Origin of the sequence: Prevotella sp. khp7 (assembly GCF_900109055.1) — a bacterium.
Taxonomy (GTDB): Bacteria; Bacteroidota; Bacteroidia; order Bacteroidales; family Bacteroidaceae; genus Prevotella.
On sequence record NZ_FOIV01000003.1, the window covers coordinates 135357 to 155692 of the forward strand.

Annotated in this window: 17 protein-coding genes; 8 read left to right on the forward strand and 9 right to left on the reverse strand. The window is 47.6% G+C overall.

Annotated features, from left to right (window positions below):
• Positions 1-73 precede the first annotated feature (73 nt).
• Positions 74-1033, forward strand: a complete 960-nt coding sequence (locus BMX82_RS07475) for a DUF3667 domain-containing protein (RefSeq protein WP_091767519.1) — start codon at positions 74-76, stop codon at positions 1031-1033.
• Positions 1034-1043: 10 nt separating this feature from the next.
• Here BMX82_RS07475 and BMX82_RS07480 read toward each other — a convergent pair whose 3' ends face one another.
• Genes BMX82_RS07480 through BMX82_RS07515 form a run of 8 tightly spaced genes read right to left on the reverse strand, consistent with a single transcriptional unit; the run spans position 1044 to position 7211 of the window.
• Complete coding sequence (locus tag BMX82_RS07480) at positions 1044-1709, reverse strand: B3/B4 domain-containing protein (RefSeq protein WP_091767522.1); 666 nt, start codon at positions 1707-1709, stop codon at positions 1044-1046.
• Between the two features lie 9 nt (positions 1710-1718).
• Complete coding sequence (locus BMX82_RS07485; protein WP_091767525.1) at positions 1719-2513, reverse strand: inositol monophosphatase family protein; 795 nt, start codon at positions 2511-2513, stop codon at positions 1719-1721.
• Complete coding sequence (locus BMX82_RS07490; protein ID WP_143058341.1) at positions 2513-3046, reverse strand: hypothetical protein; 534 nt, start codon at positions 3044-3046, stop codon at positions 2513-2515. Before BMX82_RS07490 ends, BMX82_RS07485 begins: the two co-directional genes overlap by 1 nt.
• A gap of 49 nt (positions 3047-3095) precedes the next feature.
• On the reverse strand, positions 3096-3680 hold the full coding sequence (folE, locus tag BMX82_RS07495; protein WP_036910232.1) for a GTP cyclohydrolase I FolE: 585 nt from the start codon (positions 3678-3680) through the stop codon (positions 3096-3098).
• 15 nt (positions 3681-3695) lie between these two features.
• Positions 3696-4310 (reverse strand): SPOR domain-containing protein, encoded by a 615-nt coding sequence (locus tag BMX82_RS07500; protein WP_255396576.1) that lies wholly within the window; start codon positions 4308-4310, stop codon positions 3696-3698.
• A 23-nt stretch (positions 4311-4333) separates the two neighbouring features.
• A complete protein-coding gene (gene tpiA / locus BMX82_RS07505) occupies positions 4334-6265 on the reverse strand; it encodes a triose-phosphate isomerase (RefSeq protein ID WP_410524408.1) in 1932 nt (643 codons plus the stop codon).
• Positions 6262-6816 carry a DUF1599 domain-containing protein gene (locus tag BMX82_RS07510; protein ID WP_036910234.1) on the reverse strand — a complete coding sequence of 185 codons (555 nt, stop codon included), beginning with the start codon at positions 6814-6816 and terminating at the stop codon, positions 6262-6264. The genes tpiA and BMX82_RS07510 overlap by 4 nt, the downstream gene beginning before the upstream one ends.
• Before the next feature lie 41 nt (positions 6817-6857).
• On the reverse strand, positions 6858-7211 hold the full coding sequence (locus BMX82_RS07515; protein ID WP_091767534.1) for a hypothetical protein: 354 nt from the start codon (positions 7209-7211) through the stop codon (positions 6858-6860).
• 628 nt (positions 7212-7839) lie between these two features.
• Here BMX82_RS07515 and BMX82_RS07520 point away from each other — a divergent pair.
• From BMX82_RS07520 to lpxA, 7 genes are all read left to right on the forward strand, one after another.
• Entirely contained in the window at positions 7840-9276 is a 1437-nt protein-coding gene (locus tag BMX82_RS07520) for an HD domain-containing protein (protein ID WP_036910236.1), read from the forward strand.
• Positions 9277-9286: 10 nt separating this feature from the next.
• Positions 9287-11494, forward strand: a complete 2208-nt coding sequence (locus BMX82_RS07525; protein ID WP_091767537.1) for an alpha-N-acetylglucosaminidase — start codon at positions 9287-9289, stop codon at positions 11492-11494.
• Between the two features lie 26 nt (positions 11495-11520).
• Complete coding sequence (locus BMX82_RS07530) at positions 11521-12597, forward strand: acyltransferase family protein (protein WP_091767540.1); 1077 nt, start codon at positions 11521-11523, stop codon at positions 12595-12597.
• 150 nt (positions 12598-12747) lie between these two features.
• Entirely contained in the window at positions 12748-13926 is a 1179-nt protein-coding gene (locus tag BMX82_RS07535; protein ID WP_036910239.1) for an efflux RND transporter periplasmic adaptor subunit, read from the forward strand.
• A 58-nt stretch (positions 13927-13984) separates the two neighbouring features.
• Entirely contained in the window at positions 13985-17245 is a 3261-nt protein-coding gene (locus tag BMX82_RS07540) for an efflux RND transporter permease subunit (RefSeq protein WP_091767543.1), read from the forward strand.
• 1 nt (position 17246) lies between these two features.
• Positions 17247-18626 carry an efflux transporter outer membrane subunit gene (locus BMX82_RS07545; protein ID WP_036910450.1) on the forward strand — a complete coding sequence of 460 codons (1380 nt, stop codon included), beginning with the start codon at positions 17247-17249 and terminating at the stop codon, positions 18624-18626.
• Between the two features lie 103 nt (positions 18627-18729).
• Positions 18730-19509, forward strand: a complete 780-nt coding sequence (lpxA, locus tag BMX82_RS07550; protein WP_036910240.1) for an acyl-ACP--UDP-N-acetylglucosamine O-acyltransferase — start codon at positions 18730-18732, stop codon at positions 19507-19509.
• 39 nt (positions 19510-19548) lie between these two features.
• Here the strand turns inward: lpxA and BMX82_RS07555 are convergent, their stop codons facing one another.
• Positions 19549-20325: a radical SAM protein gene (locus BMX82_RS07555; RefSeq protein WP_091767546.1), complete on the reverse strand. Its 777-nt coding sequence runs from the start codon at positions 20323-20325 to the stop codon at positions 19549-19551.
• Positions 20326-20336: the final 11 nt, after the last annotated feature.

A 20336-nucleotide genomic window follows, 5' to 3' on the forward strand; every position in this document is an offset into this window, starting at 1 on the left:
GAAAAGGGAATATAGTTAACTTTTAAGGCTTTTGTTTGGTCGTTTTGGGTAATTTGTATATTTTTGCAGCTGAATGAAAGCATTGAGTTATATATCAGATAAAGGAAAGCGGGCAGTTTTACTGCGCGCTTTCCATATTTGGCAACGAAGGCCTCACGAGGTAGCTCCTCTTTCTGAGATAAGTCATGAATGTGCTTCGTGTGGGTCAATCTTTAACGGGAATTTCTGTCCACGTTGTGGACAATCGGCAAAGGTAGGGCGTTTCTCTTTTAAGAAAGCGTTTCTGCTTTTTCTCGATGTATGGGGTGTCGGTAATAGGGGCATGTTCCGCAGTCTTCGTGATCTGATGTTCCGCCCAGGCTATATGATCCGCGACTATATTAGCGGCATGCAGTCGGCTTATTTCCCTCCGTTTAAAATGTTCTTTCTGTTAGCGGCTCTCTCTTTGGTTGTGGCACATGGCTTCAGTCTTGGTAGTGATGGAGATGAGACAAAGACGGATGTGAATGAGAAAATGGAGGCTGTAAAGCAAGAGATGAAGCAAGTGAAACAGGAAGTGTCTGATGAGATATCTCTGGGCAATAAGAGTTTTCAGGTGACAATGGATACGGAAAATCTGGATTCGCCTTTATTGAATAAAGGTCATGGATTCTTTAAGATGATGAATACGCTCAGGAAGAATAATCCAGCTATTTTTTCGCTTCTGTCGCTTGTCATTTTCTCTTTGCCATTGTATTTCTTCTTCCGCTCTACGCCAACTATTCCAGATCTCCGATATTCGGAGTTTATAGTGGCTCTTGTCTATACATCAAATATGTATAGTATCTATTCGATAGCGGGTAATCTGTTGAACTCCTCTATCTTAAAGGTAATCGCTTTTTTGATGGTATTCGTAGCGCTCAAACAGTTCTCGGGATACTCGAAACGTCGTGTGCTGTGGTATCTTATGCTGACGGTGCTGTTCTCGCTTGTTATAGTAGTAGCCTTGGCGGCTTTGGGAGTCTATATTGCCTACCTGACTTCTAAGGGGTGAACATGAATCCTTATCTGTAGATAAAGAACTTCCCACCATCGCTTTGGCAGTATTTATGAATTAGCTTTTGAATGAAACGCGCATTATCGGCTACGCGTTCTTCATTACCATCATGACCATTGATAAGTACTACGAGATGGGTAGTGTCTATTGTCATTTTAGTGCGTTCATTATCGCTGGTGGGAGTCCCAACGCCTCCTTGCTCATCACGATATACGGGTAATCCTGCGATGTTAAGCATGCCTCGTCCAATGCCCTCGTAAGGTTCTCCCTCTTTGCCTACGCCTAAAGTCAGCGTATCGCCAACAAACTTATCAGCATCAAACCCTCCGATGCTATAACCATAGGCAATAGAAGCCAGATTGACGAGGTCTACGAGGGTGTCAATCTGATAAAGTTCCTTACCTTGGAGCATACGACGGATGAGTTGCTCACTGGCAGGACGATAGCGCGATGGATCTTTACCGCAGGCTTTATATACACGGCGGGTGGCAGCGATACCTGAAAGTTCCTTCAGACTCTCAGTCGTTAGCTCTTTTCTGAACTGTTCCTCAATAGCATGAATCTCGTCCCATAGTTCAGCACAATATGGTGTGTTGACGACTTGCGCCTCGACGGCAGCTCCCACGAAATTGGGACATACGCTTTCTATTTCCTGTGATACAATGATTTTCATCTGTTTTGTTTATTCATTGTATGCAATGGCATTCAGAATATCTTGCTGGATGATACCATTGGTTGCCACCACACAGTTACCCTCTGTGAAATCGTCGGAACCGCAGTAATCGGTCACAGCCCCTCCAGCCTCTGTTACGATGAGGCTTCCAGCCATGTAATCCCACTGGCCTATGTACTGTTCGGCATAGCCGTCAAGCCTGCCTGCTGCAACATAACAGAGAGCGATAGCTGCAGAACCTAGCATGCGGATACTGGCACAATGACCATAGAATGTATCGATGAGATGTTGGGCTGTGGGTTTGTAAGCTTCGCTGTTGTAGGGCAACTGAAAACAGAGTAGAGCGTCCTCTATCTGTTGCTGGCTGACAGAGAGTTTCTCTTCATTGCAATAAGCGCCACCTCCCTGCCAAGCATAGAAACACTCGTTAGTGCAGATCTCATAAACCACACCGATTTCTATTTGTTTGCCTCTAAGAAGCGCGATGCTGACGGCATAGGGTGTAAACTGGTGAATGAAGTTGGTTGTGCCGTCGAGAGGGTCTACTACCCATACATATTGCTCTTTGTCGTGTGTAGCTGATCCTTCTTCGGTGATAAAACCTGCTTCAGGTAATAATTCTCTAAGGGCGCTGACAATACGCTCTTCTGAACCCTTGTCTACATAGCTTACATAATCGTGGGCATGTTTCCGTTCTACCTTGTTAAGAGAGAATTTGCTACGCTCCTCACGAATATATGACCCTGCACTTTTTGCTACTTCGCAAACAGCCAGGGTCAGTGTTTTGAGTTCTGTTTGATTCATTAATCGTCTGGATTCCTTTTATAGTGGAATTCCTGAATGTTCGGATTCTGTCCGAGGTCAGTATCAGGAACCGTGACTTGCTGTATGAGTTTCTGGTCGTAGCCCTTATGAACAGGGCCTACATCAAGCAGAATATCCTTGTAGAGTACAGTCGGTACAATCAGTCCAAAGGCGCCAAAACCAACACGGACGCCTTCGGGGTGCAAGTTGTTGTGAAGATAGGCCGTACTATATAATCCGTGACGATATACCTGCAGACGATTATACATATGATAGGCCTTTCTTACTTCCTCAGTCACCGCCATACTGTCGCCTTTTGTAAAGATGAATCCCAAGTTGTGTACATAATCATCGATAGGGTCACCCTTGATGCTGTCATTCTCTTCCAGACACTGCATAATGTTGTCTTCCATCTCCTCTGCCATTTCTTTTTCTGTAGGAGTGGTGAAGTGGGCAATAAACAGCATGACGAAGATAAACGCTACGAAGATGAGCAACCTTCCTAGACAACTGTGCATGAAAACCTTTCCCATGGACTCTTTTGTCCTGTAATTACCTCTGTCTGCCTGATACATTGTAGTTTTAGATTTGATTGTTATGTATTAAGTTCATGAATTCCTGTCGGGTCTTTGCCTGATTAAAGGCTCCGCTGAAGTCACTGGTAGTGGTAATAGAGTTCTGCTTCTCGATGCCACGCATTTGCATACACATGTGCTTGGCCTCGACGACCACCATTACGCCTAAGGGATGTAGGGTGTCTTGAATGCAGTCTTTGATCTGTTGGGTCATGCGCTCCTGTACTTGCAACCTATGGGCAAAGATGTCGACGACACGGGCGATTTTTGAAAGCCCTGTGATATAGCCGTTAGGGATATAAGCTACGTGGGCCTTGCCATAGAAGGGGAGCATATGGTGTTCGCAAAGTGAGAAGAAATCGATATCTTTGACGATGACCATCTGGGAGTAGTCTTCCTTAAAGAGTGCATCAGTAAGTACTTTGTGAGCATCCATCTGATAGCCTCTGGTGAGCGTCTGCATGGCCTTGGCCACTCGCATGGGTGTTTTCTCCAGTCCTTCGCGGGTGGGATCTTCGCCCAATAGGGTGAGTACCTCTTTATAATGGCTTGCCAACTCTTCGAGTCCTTCTCTATATACTTCTTGAATCATACGTTAGGGGTTGGGTTATGGGGTTGTGTCGGCTGATGCAGACTGGTAGGATACTGTGATCTTGCCTTTGACGATGATGGCCGACTGATAACCGAGGTTTTTTACGCGAGTGAGTACTTCGTGAGCCTCTTCATAGGTGCGGTAATTACCCATTCGGCATATCCATCTTGGAGAATAGAAATGCACGTAGACAGGGACACTGGGGAAGAACGATTTTATCTCACTGCCTATTCTCTCGGCTTTAATACGATCGTTGCGGGAGTTACCTCCTGCGAAGACTTGAACACGATAGCCATTGACCTTATAACCTTTCAGTATTTTCTTCCTGTTTTCGACGGTATCAGGTACCACGACAACGTTCTGATGCGTCTCTGTGGCCTTGGCTTCGGGCTTCTTGTCTTGTTCTTTTTCTTTTGGGTTTGTAGCAGTATTAGTGTGGTTTTCTTTTTTCTCTGTTTGTTTTTGGGGAACCGTTTGTGTACGGCGTTCGTTTGTGCCGTTCACCAGGTCGTCTATGGTCTTGTCTTGGGTGACAGTTACCTTACCCTCACCGCTGTTGCTCTTCTGCAACTTCTGAGTGAAGGAAGATTGCGCGTTGGCTGCCATGATGCAGCCAACACACAATATCATTATGATAACGAGACGTCTCACTTTTACTTCTTCCAAGCGTCGATAATACCCTTGAAGTCAGCGGCCTTCAGTGAAGCACCACCAATCAGACCACCATCGATGTCGGGCTTAGCAAACAGCTCAGGAGCGTTGCTAGCCTTGCAGCTACCACCATACAGGATTGTAGTATCGTCGGCTACAGCCTGACCATATTTTTCGGCGATGATTGAACGGATGTAAGCGTGAATCTCCTCAGCCTGCTCTGCAGTAGCGGTCTTACCAGTACCGATAGCCCAGATTGGTTCGTAGGCGATAACGATCTTACGGAAGTCCTCCTCTGAGAGGTTGAATACTGAACCCTCGAGCTCGGCCTTAACAACCTCGTTCTGCTTGCCAGCCTCGCGCTCCTCCAGGCTCTCACCGATACAGAAGATAACCTTTAGATCGTTCTTCTGAGCCAGCAGCACCTTCTCCTTCAGGATCTCTGGAGTCTCCTTGTAGTACTCACGACGCTCTGAGTGACCCAGGATCACGTACTGAGCACCAGTGCTCTTTACCATCTCGGCGCTTACCTCACCAGTGAAAGCACCCTTCTCCTTGTCAGCGCAGTTCTCGGCACCCAGACCGATGATGTCCTGATCGAGGAACTGTGCGATAGAAGCGAGGTGAATGAATGGAGTGCAGATTACTACACCACAGTTGGGCTTGTCAGCCTTGAGTGTCTCGTTGAGCTCTTTTGCAAGAGCGATACCATCCTGGAGATTCATGTTCATCTTCCAGTTTCCTGCTACAATTTTCTTTCTCATAATTCTTTTTTCTTTATTTAAAGGGTTATATTTCTTATTTTTCTTTCGGAGCCATTTGCTCCAAGCCCAGAGGCGGTCTGCGATGGTGAGCAACACCAGTGGCAGGACAAACCATGTGAGCAGCCAGAGTATTTTGGTGGGGACGCTGTCCGAAGGCATCTTCCCGAGTCCGGAGTCTTCGAGTCGCTCTGTCAGCTCTTCCTCCTCGGGCAGAGCATTATGACTCCACTTGCGAATCACCTTACCGTCTTTCAGCAACATCAGCCCAGGGTTCGAACGGATGACCGTCTTCAGCGTGATGTCGTCGGTATGACAGAAGGGATATTCCGCTCCCGTCATATCCTGCCAACGCGTGATGGCTTTTTCTGAGCTGGCTGTGAGGCAATAGAAAGGATAGCCTTGCTCACTGCTGTAGTCGTAGATACGGTTCAGCTCGTCGAGCTGTGAGTCGTCGGCCTGCTCCAGATGAGGTGCTATCAGCAGGAAGGTGTATCCCTCGCTGTTGAGCACTTGTTCTGTGATGTCCTCGCCCTCGTCGACTGTTTCTATGAAAAAGTCGGTGTAGGGAGTATCCTCGCCATCCATCATCTTCTGCCACCCCTCTCTGAGGTCGGCTCCGATATGGTAGGGACGGAAGTCGAACTGGGGCAGGGTATAGAGGCTGCGCAGGGCTACGAACAGCAGAATGAATACGCCAGAGTAGTTGAACACAATCCATTGGTTCGACTCGCTGATAAGTCTTGGCATTTCTAAGGGCCATCGCCAGACGATAACTGCTAATGCCAATAGTATTACATTCTTCCAGAACGTCTGCCAGTTAGTGAGCACGAGTGCGTCGCCGAAACATCCGCAGTCGTGTATGGGCTCGGTCCACGCCAGCCAGAGCGTCAGCAGTGTCATCATCACCATGATAGCCAGCACAACTTTCGATACCAGTCGGCGCCTGATGGCAAAAAGCAGACAGATGCCGAGCATGAACTCGGTGCCCGAAAGCAATACCGATGCTGATAGCGTCAGGAAGTCAGGAACAAAATTCCCCAGTCCCATGGCCGTCAGATAGTCCTGTATCTTGTACTGCGTGCCCAACGGATCTACAGCCTTGACAAAGCCTGATAGTATCAGCGTCACGGCTAGCATCAGACGGGCGATATTGACGGCAGCTTTCTTCACTCCGATAATTTAATTACTCCAAAGACCGCATAGTTGATGATGTCCATATAGTTGGCATCTATTCCTTCGCTTACTTTCAGCTTCTCGCCTTTCTCCGACAGATCCTCAATCTCCTTGATACGTTCTATCTTGGTGAGAATGAGGTCGGTATAGGAGCTTACACGCATGGAGCGCCACGCCTCGTCGTAGTCGTGGTTCTTCTTCTTCATCAGCTCCAGCGCTTCGTTGGCAAACTCGTCGTAGAGCTTCATGGCTTCTTCGTTCTCCATGTCTACGGTGTCTGCGAAGCCTTTGCTCAGCTGAATCAGTCCCACGATGCCATAGTTGATGAGGGCGATGAACTCAGGCCTGATGCCTTCGCCCACCTTCGATTCCTGTTTGATTTCCAGCGAGCGGATTCGCTTGGCTTTGATAAACAACTGGTCGGTGAGAGCCGTGGGGCGCAGGATGCGCCAAGAGGCTTTATAGTCGTGAAGCTTCTTCTCGAACAGGGCTCTGCATTCCGCTAAAGCCTGTTCAAACTGAGCGTTTGTTATTTCCATATTGGTCATATCGGGTGCAAAATTACAAAAATCTGTTGAAATGACCAAAACTATTCCTCTTTTTGTTTCTTATGGATATAGCGAATCTTCATCCCCAGGGTCTCTGCCTGTGTGCGGATGGAGTCTCGTTTGATTCTCATTCTCGTCAGCAGGGTCAGCTCCTCAGGAGTAGCCTTTAAAGTTTTTTTGTCTTTTTCCACCTTCTGTTGTAGTGAGTCAAGCTCAAGGTTTGCTATCTGCAACAGACTGTCAGTCCTGAGCAACTCGTCTTGCGCTTTCTTGAGTTCCGTCTCCTGCTTCTCCTTCAGGGCCGCCTTACGACGATTAATCTCCTTTCTAGTATCTGTCTCGCCACATGCTATCAGCAGTGTGGTGGCCAGGACTATGATGATTCCTTTCTTCATGCCGTTTTGATGATTTACTGAATTCAGGGGCAAAGTTACTAACTTTTTCTGACACTCTGTGGTTTTCTGAAGCTCGTTTGAGCCTTATTAGTATAAAAAGTCTTAATTCTGCGCTTCTTCGTGCAGTATTTGTCGTGTTTCGCAGTTATGATGTTAGTGGTAATATATAAAAGACGTGTAATGAATAAGACTGTTGAGATGATGCTGATGACGCTTGTCATCGTTCTTCTGGCAATATTGATGGGGACTTTTGTGGCTTGAGAAATATTGAGACAAACCGTCTGCCTGAACATGCGTGTCGTCTGGACCGGGTGTTGAGACTATTTGAGTCAATACTTTGCCTAGAGTAAACTCTGACTTTACTCCGAGGAAAGCCTGAGTTTGGTACGTCTAAACCCCAAAATCCCCGTTTCCCCCTTTGGGAACTCTTATTTGCTGAATGTTCTCACTCAGCCAGTTTGCCAGAACCGTCAGCACAACAATCAATATAGGGTGCAGCGTCTTTTTCATTCCAATGTGACTGCAAAGGTGAGAGCTATTTTCCTAAATAAAAAAGAAAAAGGTGTGTAAAATGCGGATATGTGGGAAAAAATGTGTATCTTTGCAGCCTAAAATGAGAAGCAAAGGGATGAAACTATATAGCGACGAAGAACTAGCGGAGATATTAGATCAGGAAATATTCCATCAGATCAGTGATGCTGCAGACCGACTTGGGCTGGAGTGTTACGTGGTTGGTGGATACGTGAGGGACATCTTTTTGGAGCGCCCTTCAAACGATATCGACGTGGTGGTGGTTGGTAGCGGCATCTCTGTGGCTGAGGAACTGAAACGGATGGTGGGCAAGAAAGCGCATCTTAGTGTGTTCCGCAACTTTGGTACGGCTCAGGTGAAGTTCCGTCAGAAAGGTGTGGAGTACGAGGTGGAGTTTGTTGGAGCCCGTAAGGAGAGCTATAGTCACGACTCTCGCAAACCCGTTGTGGAAGACGGGACGCTGGAGGACGATCAGAACCGCCGCGACTTTACTATTAATGCGATGGCAATTTGCCTGAACAAAAAACGCTTTGGGGAACTCGTGGATCCCTTCAATGGACTTGCTGACCTCGAGGATGGTATCATTGCCACGCCTCTGGAACCTGGTATCACTTTCTCTGACGACCCCCTTCGCATGATGCGTTGCATCCGCTTCGCTACCCAACTGAACTTCAAGATAGAAGACGAGACCTTTGAGGCTCTTGAACGAATGGCCGACAGAATCAAAATCGTGAGTGGCGAGCGTATTAAGGACGAACTCAACAAGATTATACTCTCGCCCCAACCCAGTAAAGGTTTTGTTGATCTGCAGCGTTGCGGGCTTCTGAATATCATCCTGCCAGAACTCGCTGCTCTTGACATCGTGGAGCAGAAGAATGGTAGGGCACATAAGAACAACTTTTATCACACGCTGGAGGTGCTGGATAACGTGGCCTCCAAGTCCGACAACCTATGGTTGCGATGGGGCGCGCTGATGCATGATATCGGTAAGACCAAGTCGAAACGCTGGGATCCCGCCATTGGCTGGACCTTTCATAATCATAATATGATAGGTGCGAAGATGGTACCTCAGATATTCCGTCGCCTGATGCTCCCGATGGACATGAAGATGAAGTATGTTCAGAAGCTCGTCGACCTCCACATGCGTCCTATCGCCATTGCCGACGACGAGGTGACAGACTCGGCTGTACGTCGATTGCTGAATGATGCCGGTGAGGATATCGAAGACCTGATGACCCTTTGCGAGGCAGATATCACGTCGAAGAACGAGGTAAGGAAAAAACTTTTCCTAGAGAACTTCCGTATGGTACGCGAAAAGCTTGCCGACCTGAAAGAAAAAGACTATGTGCGACTGCTTCAGCCCGTGATTGACGGTAATGAGATTATGGAAATCTTCCACCTCAAACCGAGTCGTGAAGTGGGTTTACTGAAGCAATACCTGAAAGACGCGGTGCTCGACAATAGGGTTGAGAACGAACGTGAACCGCTGATGGCGCTGCTCATGGAAAAGGCAAAACAAATGAAACTGATATAACAAAGAAAAAATGAGAAAACTACTAACCCTGATTGCTATTCTGCTTTCGATGCAGATGATAGCTAATCCTGTTGATGATCTGCTTGAACGAATCGATAAAGGCGCTTCTGCCAAGTTTAAGATTGAGAAAGTGACGAGTAAGACAGATTACTTCGAACTTGACCAGCAAGGACGGAAGGTTGTTGTAAAAGGCAACAACTGGGTGAATATCGCTTCTGGCGTCAACTGGTATCTGAAATACTATGCTGGCATCCATCTGTCTTGGAATCAGATGCAAGCCAAACTCCCTGCTGTGTTACCAGCGGTGAAGCAGCGAGAGCGGCATGAGACCAGCCTGTCGCAACGTTATGCTTTCAACTACTGCACCTTCTCTTACTCGATGGCTTTCTGGGACTGGAAGCGTTGGGAACAAGAAATCGACTGGCTCGCCCTGCATGGGGTGAACCTGCCCTTGGCTATCGTTGGCGAGGAGTGCGTATGGCGTAATATGCTGCTCAAGTTGGGGTATACAGAACAAGAGGTGGGCGAGTTTATCGCAGGCCCGGCCTTCCTGGCTTGGTGGGAGATGAATAACCTTGAAGGGTGGGGCGGCCCTCTGCCTCTCTCCTGGTATGCTCGTCAGGAGAAACTGCAGAAACAGATTCTTGCTCGTATGAAGCAGCTTGACATGCATCCTGTGTTGCCAGGCTATTGTGGTATGGTGCCTCACGATGCAAAGGCTAAATTAGGACTCAATGTCGCTGATGCAGGACTTTGGAACGGATTCCACCGTCCAGCCAACCTGTTGCCTACAGATCCGCGATTTGCTGAGATAGCCACTTTATATTATAATGAACTTACACGTCTATATGGTAAGGCTGACTATTACTCCATGGATCCCTTCCATGAGAGCGACGACGATCCTACCATCGACTACGCCAAGGCTGGCGAGGCTCTGATGGCTGCCATGAAACGTGTGAATCCCAAAGCGACTTGGGTGATTCAGGGGTGGACGGAGAATCCCCGTCCGCAAATGGTGGATGGCATGAAGACAGGCGACTTGCTGGTGCTCGACCTCTTCTCGGAGTGTCGCCCCATGTTTGGTATCCCCAGCATATGGAAGCGCGACGAGGGCTACAAACAGCACGAGTGGTTGTTCTGCCTGTTAGAGAACTTTGGAGGAAATGTCGGCCTTCATGGTCGTATGGATCAGTTGCTCGATAATTTCTATACAGACAAGAAAAACTGTAAAGGCATAGGCTTCACGATGGAGGGTTCGGAGAATAATCCTGTGATGTTTGAGTTGATGAGTGAGTTGCCTTGGCGCCCAGAGAAGTTTACCAAGGAGGGTTGGATAAAAAAATATGTGAAGGCCCGCTATGGCGTAGAAGATCCGACTGTTGAGAATGCATGGATGATTCTTGTCCAGAGCATTTACAATTGTCCTGCAGGTAACAATCAGCAGGGCCCTCATGAGAGCATCTTCTGTGGGCGTCCTACGCTGAATAACTTTCAGGCTTCTTCGTGGTCGAAGATGAAGAATTATTACGACCCCGCAGATACCCGTGAGGCGGCACGACTCATGAATAGTGTGGCAGAGAAGTATCGTGGCAACAATAATTTCGAATTTGATTTGGTTGATATTACGCGTCAGGCTCTTGCAGATCAGGCTCGTTTGCAGTATCAGCGTACCATTGCCGACTATAAGGCTTTCAGTCGTAAGGATTTTGAAAAGGATGCACAGCGCTTCCTTGATATGTTGCTGATACAGGATAAACTTTTGGGTACACGTTCGGAGTTCCGTTTAGGACATTGGACGGAGCCCGCTATCGCTTGTGGCTCTACACCAGAAGAGAAGAGACTCTATGAATGGAATGCGCGTGTGCAGATAACCACCTGGGGCAATCGTTTCTGTGCGGATTCAGGCCTGCGCGATTATGCTCATAAGGAGTGGCAGGGAATACTGAAAGATTTTTACTACGTTAGATGGAAAACATACTTCGGAGCCCTTGCTGATCAGATGAAGGCTCAGACAGGTCCTCAGCCGGAATTACTGGGTGGCGGTCCTAATGCCACCAAAACTGCTGCCGAACTCTTTCAGATGGCTCTTCCTCAGGAGGTGAAGCTCGACTACTATGCCATGGAAGAGCCTTGGACACTAAGTCAGAAACCATACTCGGCTGCCCCTGAGGGCTCGCCCGTAGACATTGCCAGGGAAGTAATGGAGTATATAAAATAAATCCGCGTTAATCCGTGCCTAAATATATGGAAAAGTCAAAACGGTTATTGAGTCTCGACATCCTGCGTGGTATCACTGTTGCAGGTATGATTCTGGTAAACAACGGCTGGGGGGAATCGTTCGAGATGCTCCGTCATTCTAAGTGGAACGGAATGACACCTTGTGATCTTGTCTTTCCGTTCTTCCTGTTTATCATGGGAATCTCATGTTATCTCTCGTTGGTCAAGTCGGAGTTCAAGCCTACACCGCAGGTTGTCCGTCGTATTGTGAAGCGAACGGTACTGCTATTCGTTATAGGATTGTTTATCAACTGGTTTGATCATGCGATAGAAGGTGATTTCCTTTGTTTTGACCATCTCCGTATCTGGGCTGTGATGCAGCGTATTGCTCTTTGCTATGGTATCGTGTCGCTCTTTGCCTTGTTTTGCAATCATAAGTATACCATCCATGTCATTGTTGGCATTCTCGTTGTCTATACGGCCATACTCGTGTTAGGAAATGGATATGCATACGATGCAGATGTGAACATCCTGGCTCAGGCAGATTTGAAACTCTTTGGCTATGATCATATATATCACAAAAGCCCTGTGGATCCTGAAGGCCTATTGGGTACCATTTCTTCTGTAGCTCACGTATTGCTAGGTTTTTATTGTGGTATGCTTATTCGTCAGAAGGATACCGTCGAGAAGAAGGTCATTGCCTTATTTGTTGTGGGCACGGTTCTTGTGATTGGTGGCTATTTGCTATCATATGGTCTTCCTATCAACAAGCGTATCTGGAGTCCCAGTTACGTGATGATGACCTGTGGCTTGGCATCGTTGCTTCAGGCTTTCCTGATGTACGTGGTTGATATCCAGCAGAAAACTAAATGGACAACCTTCTTCCATGTGTTTGGTGTGAATGCTCTTGCTCTCTACGTTTCGAGTGAGTTACTGCAGATATTTTTGAAAAACGTCGGTATGTCAGAGATGATTTATAATGGTATTCATGCAGTTATAGTTCCTTTGAAATGGGCCTCGCTTGTCTATGCCCTATATTTCGTGCTGCTCAACTTTGCTATAGGTTATATATTATACCGCAAGAAGATATATATAAAACTATAAAATAGGAAATAAACTTTGTTAAAATAGACTGACTGAGATATATCGTTAGATATATTTTTTGTACCTTTGCACCTCGGAAACTAGATGACGATATAAAGTTTTCGTTCTGTAAGCTTCATGGAATAATATATAATTACAATAATTTAAATTATGAAAATGAACAAGATTTTGATGTTTACTGCCGCAACGATGCTGTTGGCATCATGTGGTGGTGGCGGTGGTCGCCCCTCATTTGGCGACAACGAGTATCCTGTAGTAGAGGTGGGCACGTCGAGCACAACGATGCAGTCTACATATCCTGCAGTGATCAAAGGTGTACAGGATGTAGAGATTCATCCGAAAGTACAGGGATTTATTACCCAGATTAATGTGAAAGAGGGTCAGACAGTAGCTGCTGGTCAGATACTTTTCGTATTGGATAACGTGACCTATCAGGCTCAGGTGCGTCAGGCCCAGGCTTCAGTCAATACTGCTAAGGCTTCAGCTAATACAGCCAAGTTGAGTTTCGAGAATTCTCAGAAGTTGCATGAGAGTGGTGTGATTGGTGACTTTGAACTCCAGTCGGCTACTAATCAGTATGAGCAGGCAAAGGCTTCTTTGGCTCAGGCAGAGGCTGCTTTGTCTTCAGCTAAAGAGATGCTCAGCTTTTGTTATGTGAAGAGTCCCGCCTCTGGTGTCGTAGGTTCACTTCCTTATAAAGTAGGTACCCTTGTAAGTGCAAGTAATACTCTGACTACGGTGTCGAACATCAGTTCTATGGAGGTTTATTTCTCTATGACAGAGAAAGACGTACTTGAGATGGGCAAGAACGAGGGTGGTCTTAATGGCGCTATCTCTCAGATGCCAGCAGTAAAGCTTCAGCTTGCTGATGGTTCTATGTATGGTCTTGAAGGTACGGTTACGAAAATGAGTGGTGTGATAGATGCCGCTACAGGTTCTGTACAGATGATTGCCGTATTCCAGAATCCTGAGAAGTTGCTGAAGAGTGGAGGCTCTGGTACAATCGTGATTCCTCACAGCACCTCGTCGGCTATCATCATCCCCCAGTCTGCAGTGTCAGAAGTTCAGAACAAGAAGTTCGTTTACCTGCTTGGTGCAGAGAACAAGGTAAAGTATAGCGAGATTACGGTTAATCCACAGAACGACGGTATGAACTATGTTGTTACAGGAGGATTGAAGACCGGTGATAAATATGTGACTAATGGCATCACTAAGTTGACCGATGGTATGGAGATCGTTCCTATTACCCCCGAGCGTTATCAGCAGAAGATCGATGAGCAAGCTAAGGCCATGACTGCTGGTGATATCGTAGGCGCGATGAAGAAGTAACTTTGAAAGAAGTTAGTAGAAGTTAAGAAGTTAGAAGAAGTAAAGAAGTTAAAAGAATATGACTTTTACAGCATTTATCAAACGCCCGGTACTGTCTACGGTGATATCTATTGTCATCGTGCTACTGGGTTTCATCGGACTGGTCTCGCTTCCTATCGAGCAGTATCCGAATATTGCACCGCCTAACATCGTGGTGATGGGTAGTTACCCTGGTGCCGATGCTGAGACGGTGAAGAATGCCGTGGTTACGCCTCTTGAGGAGAGTATCAACGGTGTTGAGGGAATGGATTATATCACCTCTACTGCATCGCCGGGTTCGGCTATGATTCAGGTGATGTTCCGTCAGGGCATGAACCCTGATATGTGTGCCGTGAACGTTCAGAACCGTGTGAGTCAGGCCACTGCCCTGTTGCCTGCCGAGGTTAACCAGATTGGTGTGCGCGTGGTAAAACGTCAGTCGTCACAGGTGCTGATGTATTCGCTGACATCCGACGGACGTTATGACGACGAGTTCCTTACCAACTACAACGCTATTAATATTGTTCCTGCCCTAAAGCGTATCGAGGGTGTGGGTGATGCTTCTGGATTCAGCTCGAAGACCTACGCTATGCGTATATGGCTGAAGCCCGACGTGATGAAGCAGCACAGTCTGATTCCATCAGATATCACAGCCGCTCTGGCCGAGCAGAACATCGAGGCTGCACCAGGTAAGTTTGGTGAGCAGGCTCCCAATGTGGCTTACGAGTATTCGATGCGTTATACAGGTCGTTTCCGTACTGCCGAGGAGTTTGGCAACATCATCATTAAGAGCGATGCTAATGGACAGACACTGAAGCTGAAGGATCTGGCTAAGATTGAGCTGGGCGGTGAAGGCTACTCGGTATCGATGAAGAACAATGGTGATCCTTCAGTAATGACCATGATTCAGCAGGTAGCTGGTTCGAATGCTAACGAGATTGCCAAGCAGGTAAAGGCTGAGCTGGAGTCGCAGAAGAAACTGATGCCACCAGGCATGGAGGTGAAGATCAACTATGATGTAACCGAGTTCCTCTACGCCTCAATCGAGGAGGTTGTATTTACCCTCTTCATGACCTTGGCTCTGGTATTCTTCGTGGTTTACATCTTCCTGCAGGACATGCGTTCTACGCTTATCCCTCTGATTGCTGTGCCTGTATCACTGGTAGGTACATTCTTCTTCCTGAATGTGATGGGATTCTCAATCAACCTGCTGGTACTGTCGGCTCTGCTGCTGGCCATTGCCATTGTGGTGGATGATGCCATCGTGGTGGTTGAGGCTGTTCATGCTAAGCTCGACCAGGGTTATAAGAGTCCGTTGACGGCCTCTATCGATGCCATGAACGAGATTTCAGGCGCTATTATCTCTATCACCCTGGTGATGGCAGCTGTGTTCGTGCCTGTATCATTCATCGGCGGAACATCAGGTACCTTCTATCGTGAGTTTGGTGTGACAATGGCTGTGTCAATTATTATTTCGGCAGTCAATGCTCTTACACTGTCGCCAGCCCTGTGTGCTATCTTCCTGAAGCCTCATGATAAGGAGGGTCACGAGAAGAAGATGTCGCGTGTGGATAGGTTCCACCAGTCGTTCAACGTGGCTTTCGATACCACTATCGGTAAGTATAAGAATATTCTGGAGAAACTGGTGCGCAAGCCATGGGCGATTATCGGCACCGTTGTTGTAGGTATCGCCGTGCTGGCAGTAACCTTCGTTACAACCAAGACAGGTCTGGTACCTGAGGAGGATACAGGTACGTTGTTCTGTACCATCTCTATGCCTCCTGCTACTTCTGAGGCTCGTACCAAGCAGGTTGTGCTGCAGGTGGATTCTATTCTGTCGCAGATTCCTGCTATCAAGAACCGTGAGATGGTTCAGGGTTACAACTTCATCGCAGGTGCTGGTTCCGACCAGGGTACGTTTATCATCAAACTGAAGTCTTTTGAGGAGCGTCAGAAAGGTCTTTGGTGGAAGATCAGTGGTCTCTGGCAGGGTGATGGCATCTATCGCTTCTTTATCAATCCATACGATGCTACAGGTGTAATTGCCCAGATCTTTATCAAGACGGCTCATATCAAGGATGCACAGATTCTGGCATTCTCGCCCCCAATGATTCCTGGTTTCTCTGCTAACTCAGGTATCTCGCTGGTTATGCAGGACCGTACTGGTGGCGATCTGAACCGATTCTTCGGTGTGGTTAAAGAGTTCCTGGTAGAACTGAATAAGCGCCCAGAGTTCCAGACGGCACAAACCTCTTACAATCCTGGCTATCCTCAGTACATGGTACATGTGGATGTGGCTAAGTGTAAGCAGGCAGGCATCTCGCCAACAGCTGTGCTCAGTACACTGCAGGGTTACTATGGTGGACTGTATGGTTCAAACTTCAACTCATTCGGTAAACTCTACCGTGTGATGATTCAGGGTGCTCCCGAGACACGTATGACACCCGAGTCGCTTAATAGTATATATGTACGTACACCCGCGGGAATGTCGCCTGTTCAGGAGTTCTGTAACCTGGAGCGTGTATATGGCCCATTGAACATTAACCGCTTCAACCTGTTCACATCTATCAACGTAACAGGTACTGTGGCTGATGGCTATTCAACTGGTGAGGCTCTGAAGGCTATTGATGAGGTTGGTAAGCAGGTGTTGCCTGCAGGTTATACCTATGATTATTCCGGTCTGACACGTGAGGAGGCTAAGGCATCTAACACCACAGGTATCATCTTCCTGCTGTGTTTCATCTTCATCTACCTCATTCTGTCGGCACAGTACGAGTCGTATATCCTGCCACTCTCTGTAGTACTCTCTGTTCCATTCGGTCTGGCAGGCTGTTTCCTCTTTACTCAGCTCTTTGGCCATGCAAACGATATCTACATGCAGATTTCACTGATTATGCTGATTGGTCTGTTGGCTAAGAACGCCATTCTGATTGTACAGTTCGCTTTGGAGCGTCGTCAGACGGGTATGGCCATCACATGGTCGGCTGTTTTGGGTGCTGCTGCCCGTCTTCGTCCTATCTTGATGACGTCTCTGGCCATGGTAATCGGACTGCTGCCAATGATGTTTGCCAGCGGTGTAGGTAAGAATGGTAACCAGACACTGGGTGCTGCTGCCGTAGGCGGTATGTTGATTGGTACAATCCTGCAGCTCTTCGTAGTGCCCACGTTGTTTGTTATCTTCCAGTCTATTCAGGAGAAGATCAGTCCGCTGAAGTTCGAGGACGAGGAGAACGCCGAGGTTGCCGCCGAATTGGCGCAGTATGCACACTCAAAACCTGTTGATTATGAATTGGAGAAGTAATATGAAGAAACTGATGATATTTATGTCCGCAGCCCTGCTGCTGTCGAGTTGCGGACTTTATAACAAGTACGAGCGTCCTGAGGTTGACACCAAAGGTATCGTTCGTGATACCCAGTCGCTGACCGATACGCTTGCTGTACAGGATACCATCTCGTTTGGTAATATGCCGTGGCGAAGTGTGTTCACCGATCCTCAGTTGCAGGTACTCATCCAGCAAGGCCTCGACAACAATCCCGACTTGTTGAATGCTGCCCTCAATGTGAAGATGGTGAACGAGGCCTTGAAGATTGCCAAACTGGCATTCTTGCCTTCGGTTGCTCTCAGTCCTCAAGGTACTCTGACCTCGTTCGACGGTGCTGCAGCTACGAAGTCATATTCGCTTCCAGTGTCAGCTAGTTGGAATGTCGATCTGTTTGGCAATCTGCTTAGTGCTAAGCGTTCGGCCCAGATGCAGCTCCTTGCCACCAAAGACTATCAGACGGTGGTGAAGACCAATGTTATTTCGACAATCGCCAACCTGTATTATACTCTGTTGATGATTGACCGTCAGTTGGAGATTGTTACCGATATGGAGCAGTTGACTAAGGAAACTTGGGAGAAGATGCGGTTCATGCACGATAACCGTATAGGCTATCGTTCTACGGCCGTTCAGAGCGCCGAGGCTGCCTACTATCAGGTTCAGGCTCAGCACATCGACCTTCAGCGCCAGATGCGTGAGACGGAGAATTCACTCTCCCTGCTGCTCGGGCAGCCAGGTCAGGCTATTCCCCGTGGCAAGTTCAATGACCAGTCTCTGCCTACTGAACTCTCTACAGGTGTAGGCATCCAGATGTTGGCCAACCGTGCTGATGTTCACTCTTACGAGATGGCACTCGCTCAGTGTTTCTATGATGTAGAGACGGCTCGTAGTCGCTTCTATCCTAACATCACCATCACAGGTACTGCCGCCTTTACCAATCAGAATGGTCTGGTTAATCCTGGTAAGTGGCTTCTCTCGGCTGTTGGTTCGCTCACTCAGCCCATCTTCCAGCACGGACAGATTGTGGCTGGTCTTAAAGTGGCTAAGATGCAGTATGAGCAGGCCTATAATACTTGGCAGAATGCTATCTACAAAGCAGGCAACGAGGTGTCTAACGCCCTTGTGGCTTACAACTCGTATGCCCAGAAGGCAGAGCTCGACGGCAAGCGCGTTAATGTGCTGAAGCAGAATGTCGAGGATACCAAGAAACTGATGGAGTCATCGTCAAACACCACCTACCTTGAGGTGATTACCGCTCAGAGCAATCTGCTCAATGCCGAGATCAACGAGGTGAGCGATCAGCTCAGTAAGATGCAGGCCGTAGTATCACTCTATCAGGCCCTCGGTGGTGGCGTAAAATAATTAATTAGGCATGGATTAAAACGGCTTTTAATAAAGATACGGAAAAAGTTACGTTTTCTTGAAAAAGAGTCGCGTAAATCTGTGCCCCCAAAACAAAAAGAATATGGCAAGTGAAATAAGTCCCAAAGCTGAGATTAGCCCAAAGGCGAAGATTGGCGACAACTGTAAGATATTCCCCTTTGTGTATATCGAGGACGATGTGGTGATTGGTGACAACTGTATCATCTTCCCCTTTGTCAGCATCTGCGACGGCTCGCGTATAGGTAACAACAACAAGATCCATCAAGGCTCGGTGATTGCCGCCCTGCCTCAGGATTTTGATTTCTGTGGTGAGAAGTCGTATGTTGAGATTGGTGATAACAACGTGATTCGCGAGAATGTTGTCATTAACCGCGGAACCCATCGCGATGGTGTCACAAAGATAGGCAATCACAACTTCCTGCTTGAGGGTACTCATATCAGCCACGATACCGTGGTGGGCACCAATTGCGTGTTTGGTTATGGTACCAAGATTGCAGGTGACTGCGAGATTGGCAATGGTGTCATCTTCTCATCTGGAGCCATTCAGAATGCAGGTACTCGTGCTGGCGATCTCTCATTGATCCAGGCTGGTTGCACCTTCTCTCATGATGTGCCTCCATACGTTATCGCTGGTGGTAGTCCAATGGAGTATGGTGGTCCCAATACGACGATGATGAATTATGCAGAGATCGATTCAAAGGTTCAGAAGCACATTGCAAATGCTTACCGCTTGTTGTTCCATGGAAAAACCAGTGTTTTCGATGTTATCAATCAAATCAAGGATCAGGTGCCCGATGGCCCGGAGATTCAGAATATCATCCACTTCCTTGAGAATAGCAAACGAGGTATTATGTGTAAGTAAATATAAATCCCCAGCCGATTGGTTGGGGATTTGTATTTTTTAATATGATGCTGTGCAAGGTATTCCTGCTGCGATGACGCGGTCGCGGATGACATCGAGTTGTTCGTGAGTGGCTTTGAGCAGACCTTGTGTGGGTGTCTCGCGGTCAATCGTGTAAATCATGACCTGTTGGGGAGCAATTTCCTTGACAGCCTCCAACCAGGGGTTGACGTACTCGTCGCCTGTATTGTCTATCGATTCATTGTTGCAGACGCCGCGCATAAACATGGTCTGTATGATGACATGGCCGTGGAAGGCTTTCAGTCGCTCAATGATGACGTTGACGTCGTAGGTGCCGTTCGGATGGTCTACCTTATTAATATATGTAGGATCTACGGTGTCGAGTTTAAGGATGTTATTGTCTACTCGCATCAGGGCATCGTGTACTTTCTGTCGGTGAATCATCGTGGAATTGCTGAGCACACTGACTTTTGCCTTGGGACAATATTGGTTGCGCAAACGGATGGTATCGTCGATGATCTCAGCAAAGTGCGGGTGACAGGTCGGCTCGCCGTTGCCAGCAAAGGTCAGTACGTCGGGCAACTGTCCTTCTGCAGTCATCTGCTGTAGTCTTTCCTCTAATTTCTCTGCCACTTCCTTGCGGGTGGGTAGCGGCAGGGTGGGGCGATGGTCTTCGTTGAAGCCGCATTCACAATAGATGCAATCGAAACTGCACACCTTACCGTCGGCAGGCAGAAGGTTGATGCCCAGTGAGATGCCCAGCCTGCGACTGTGAACAGGTCCGAAAATCGGTGAAGGATAAATAATCGTACTCATATTGGGTGCAA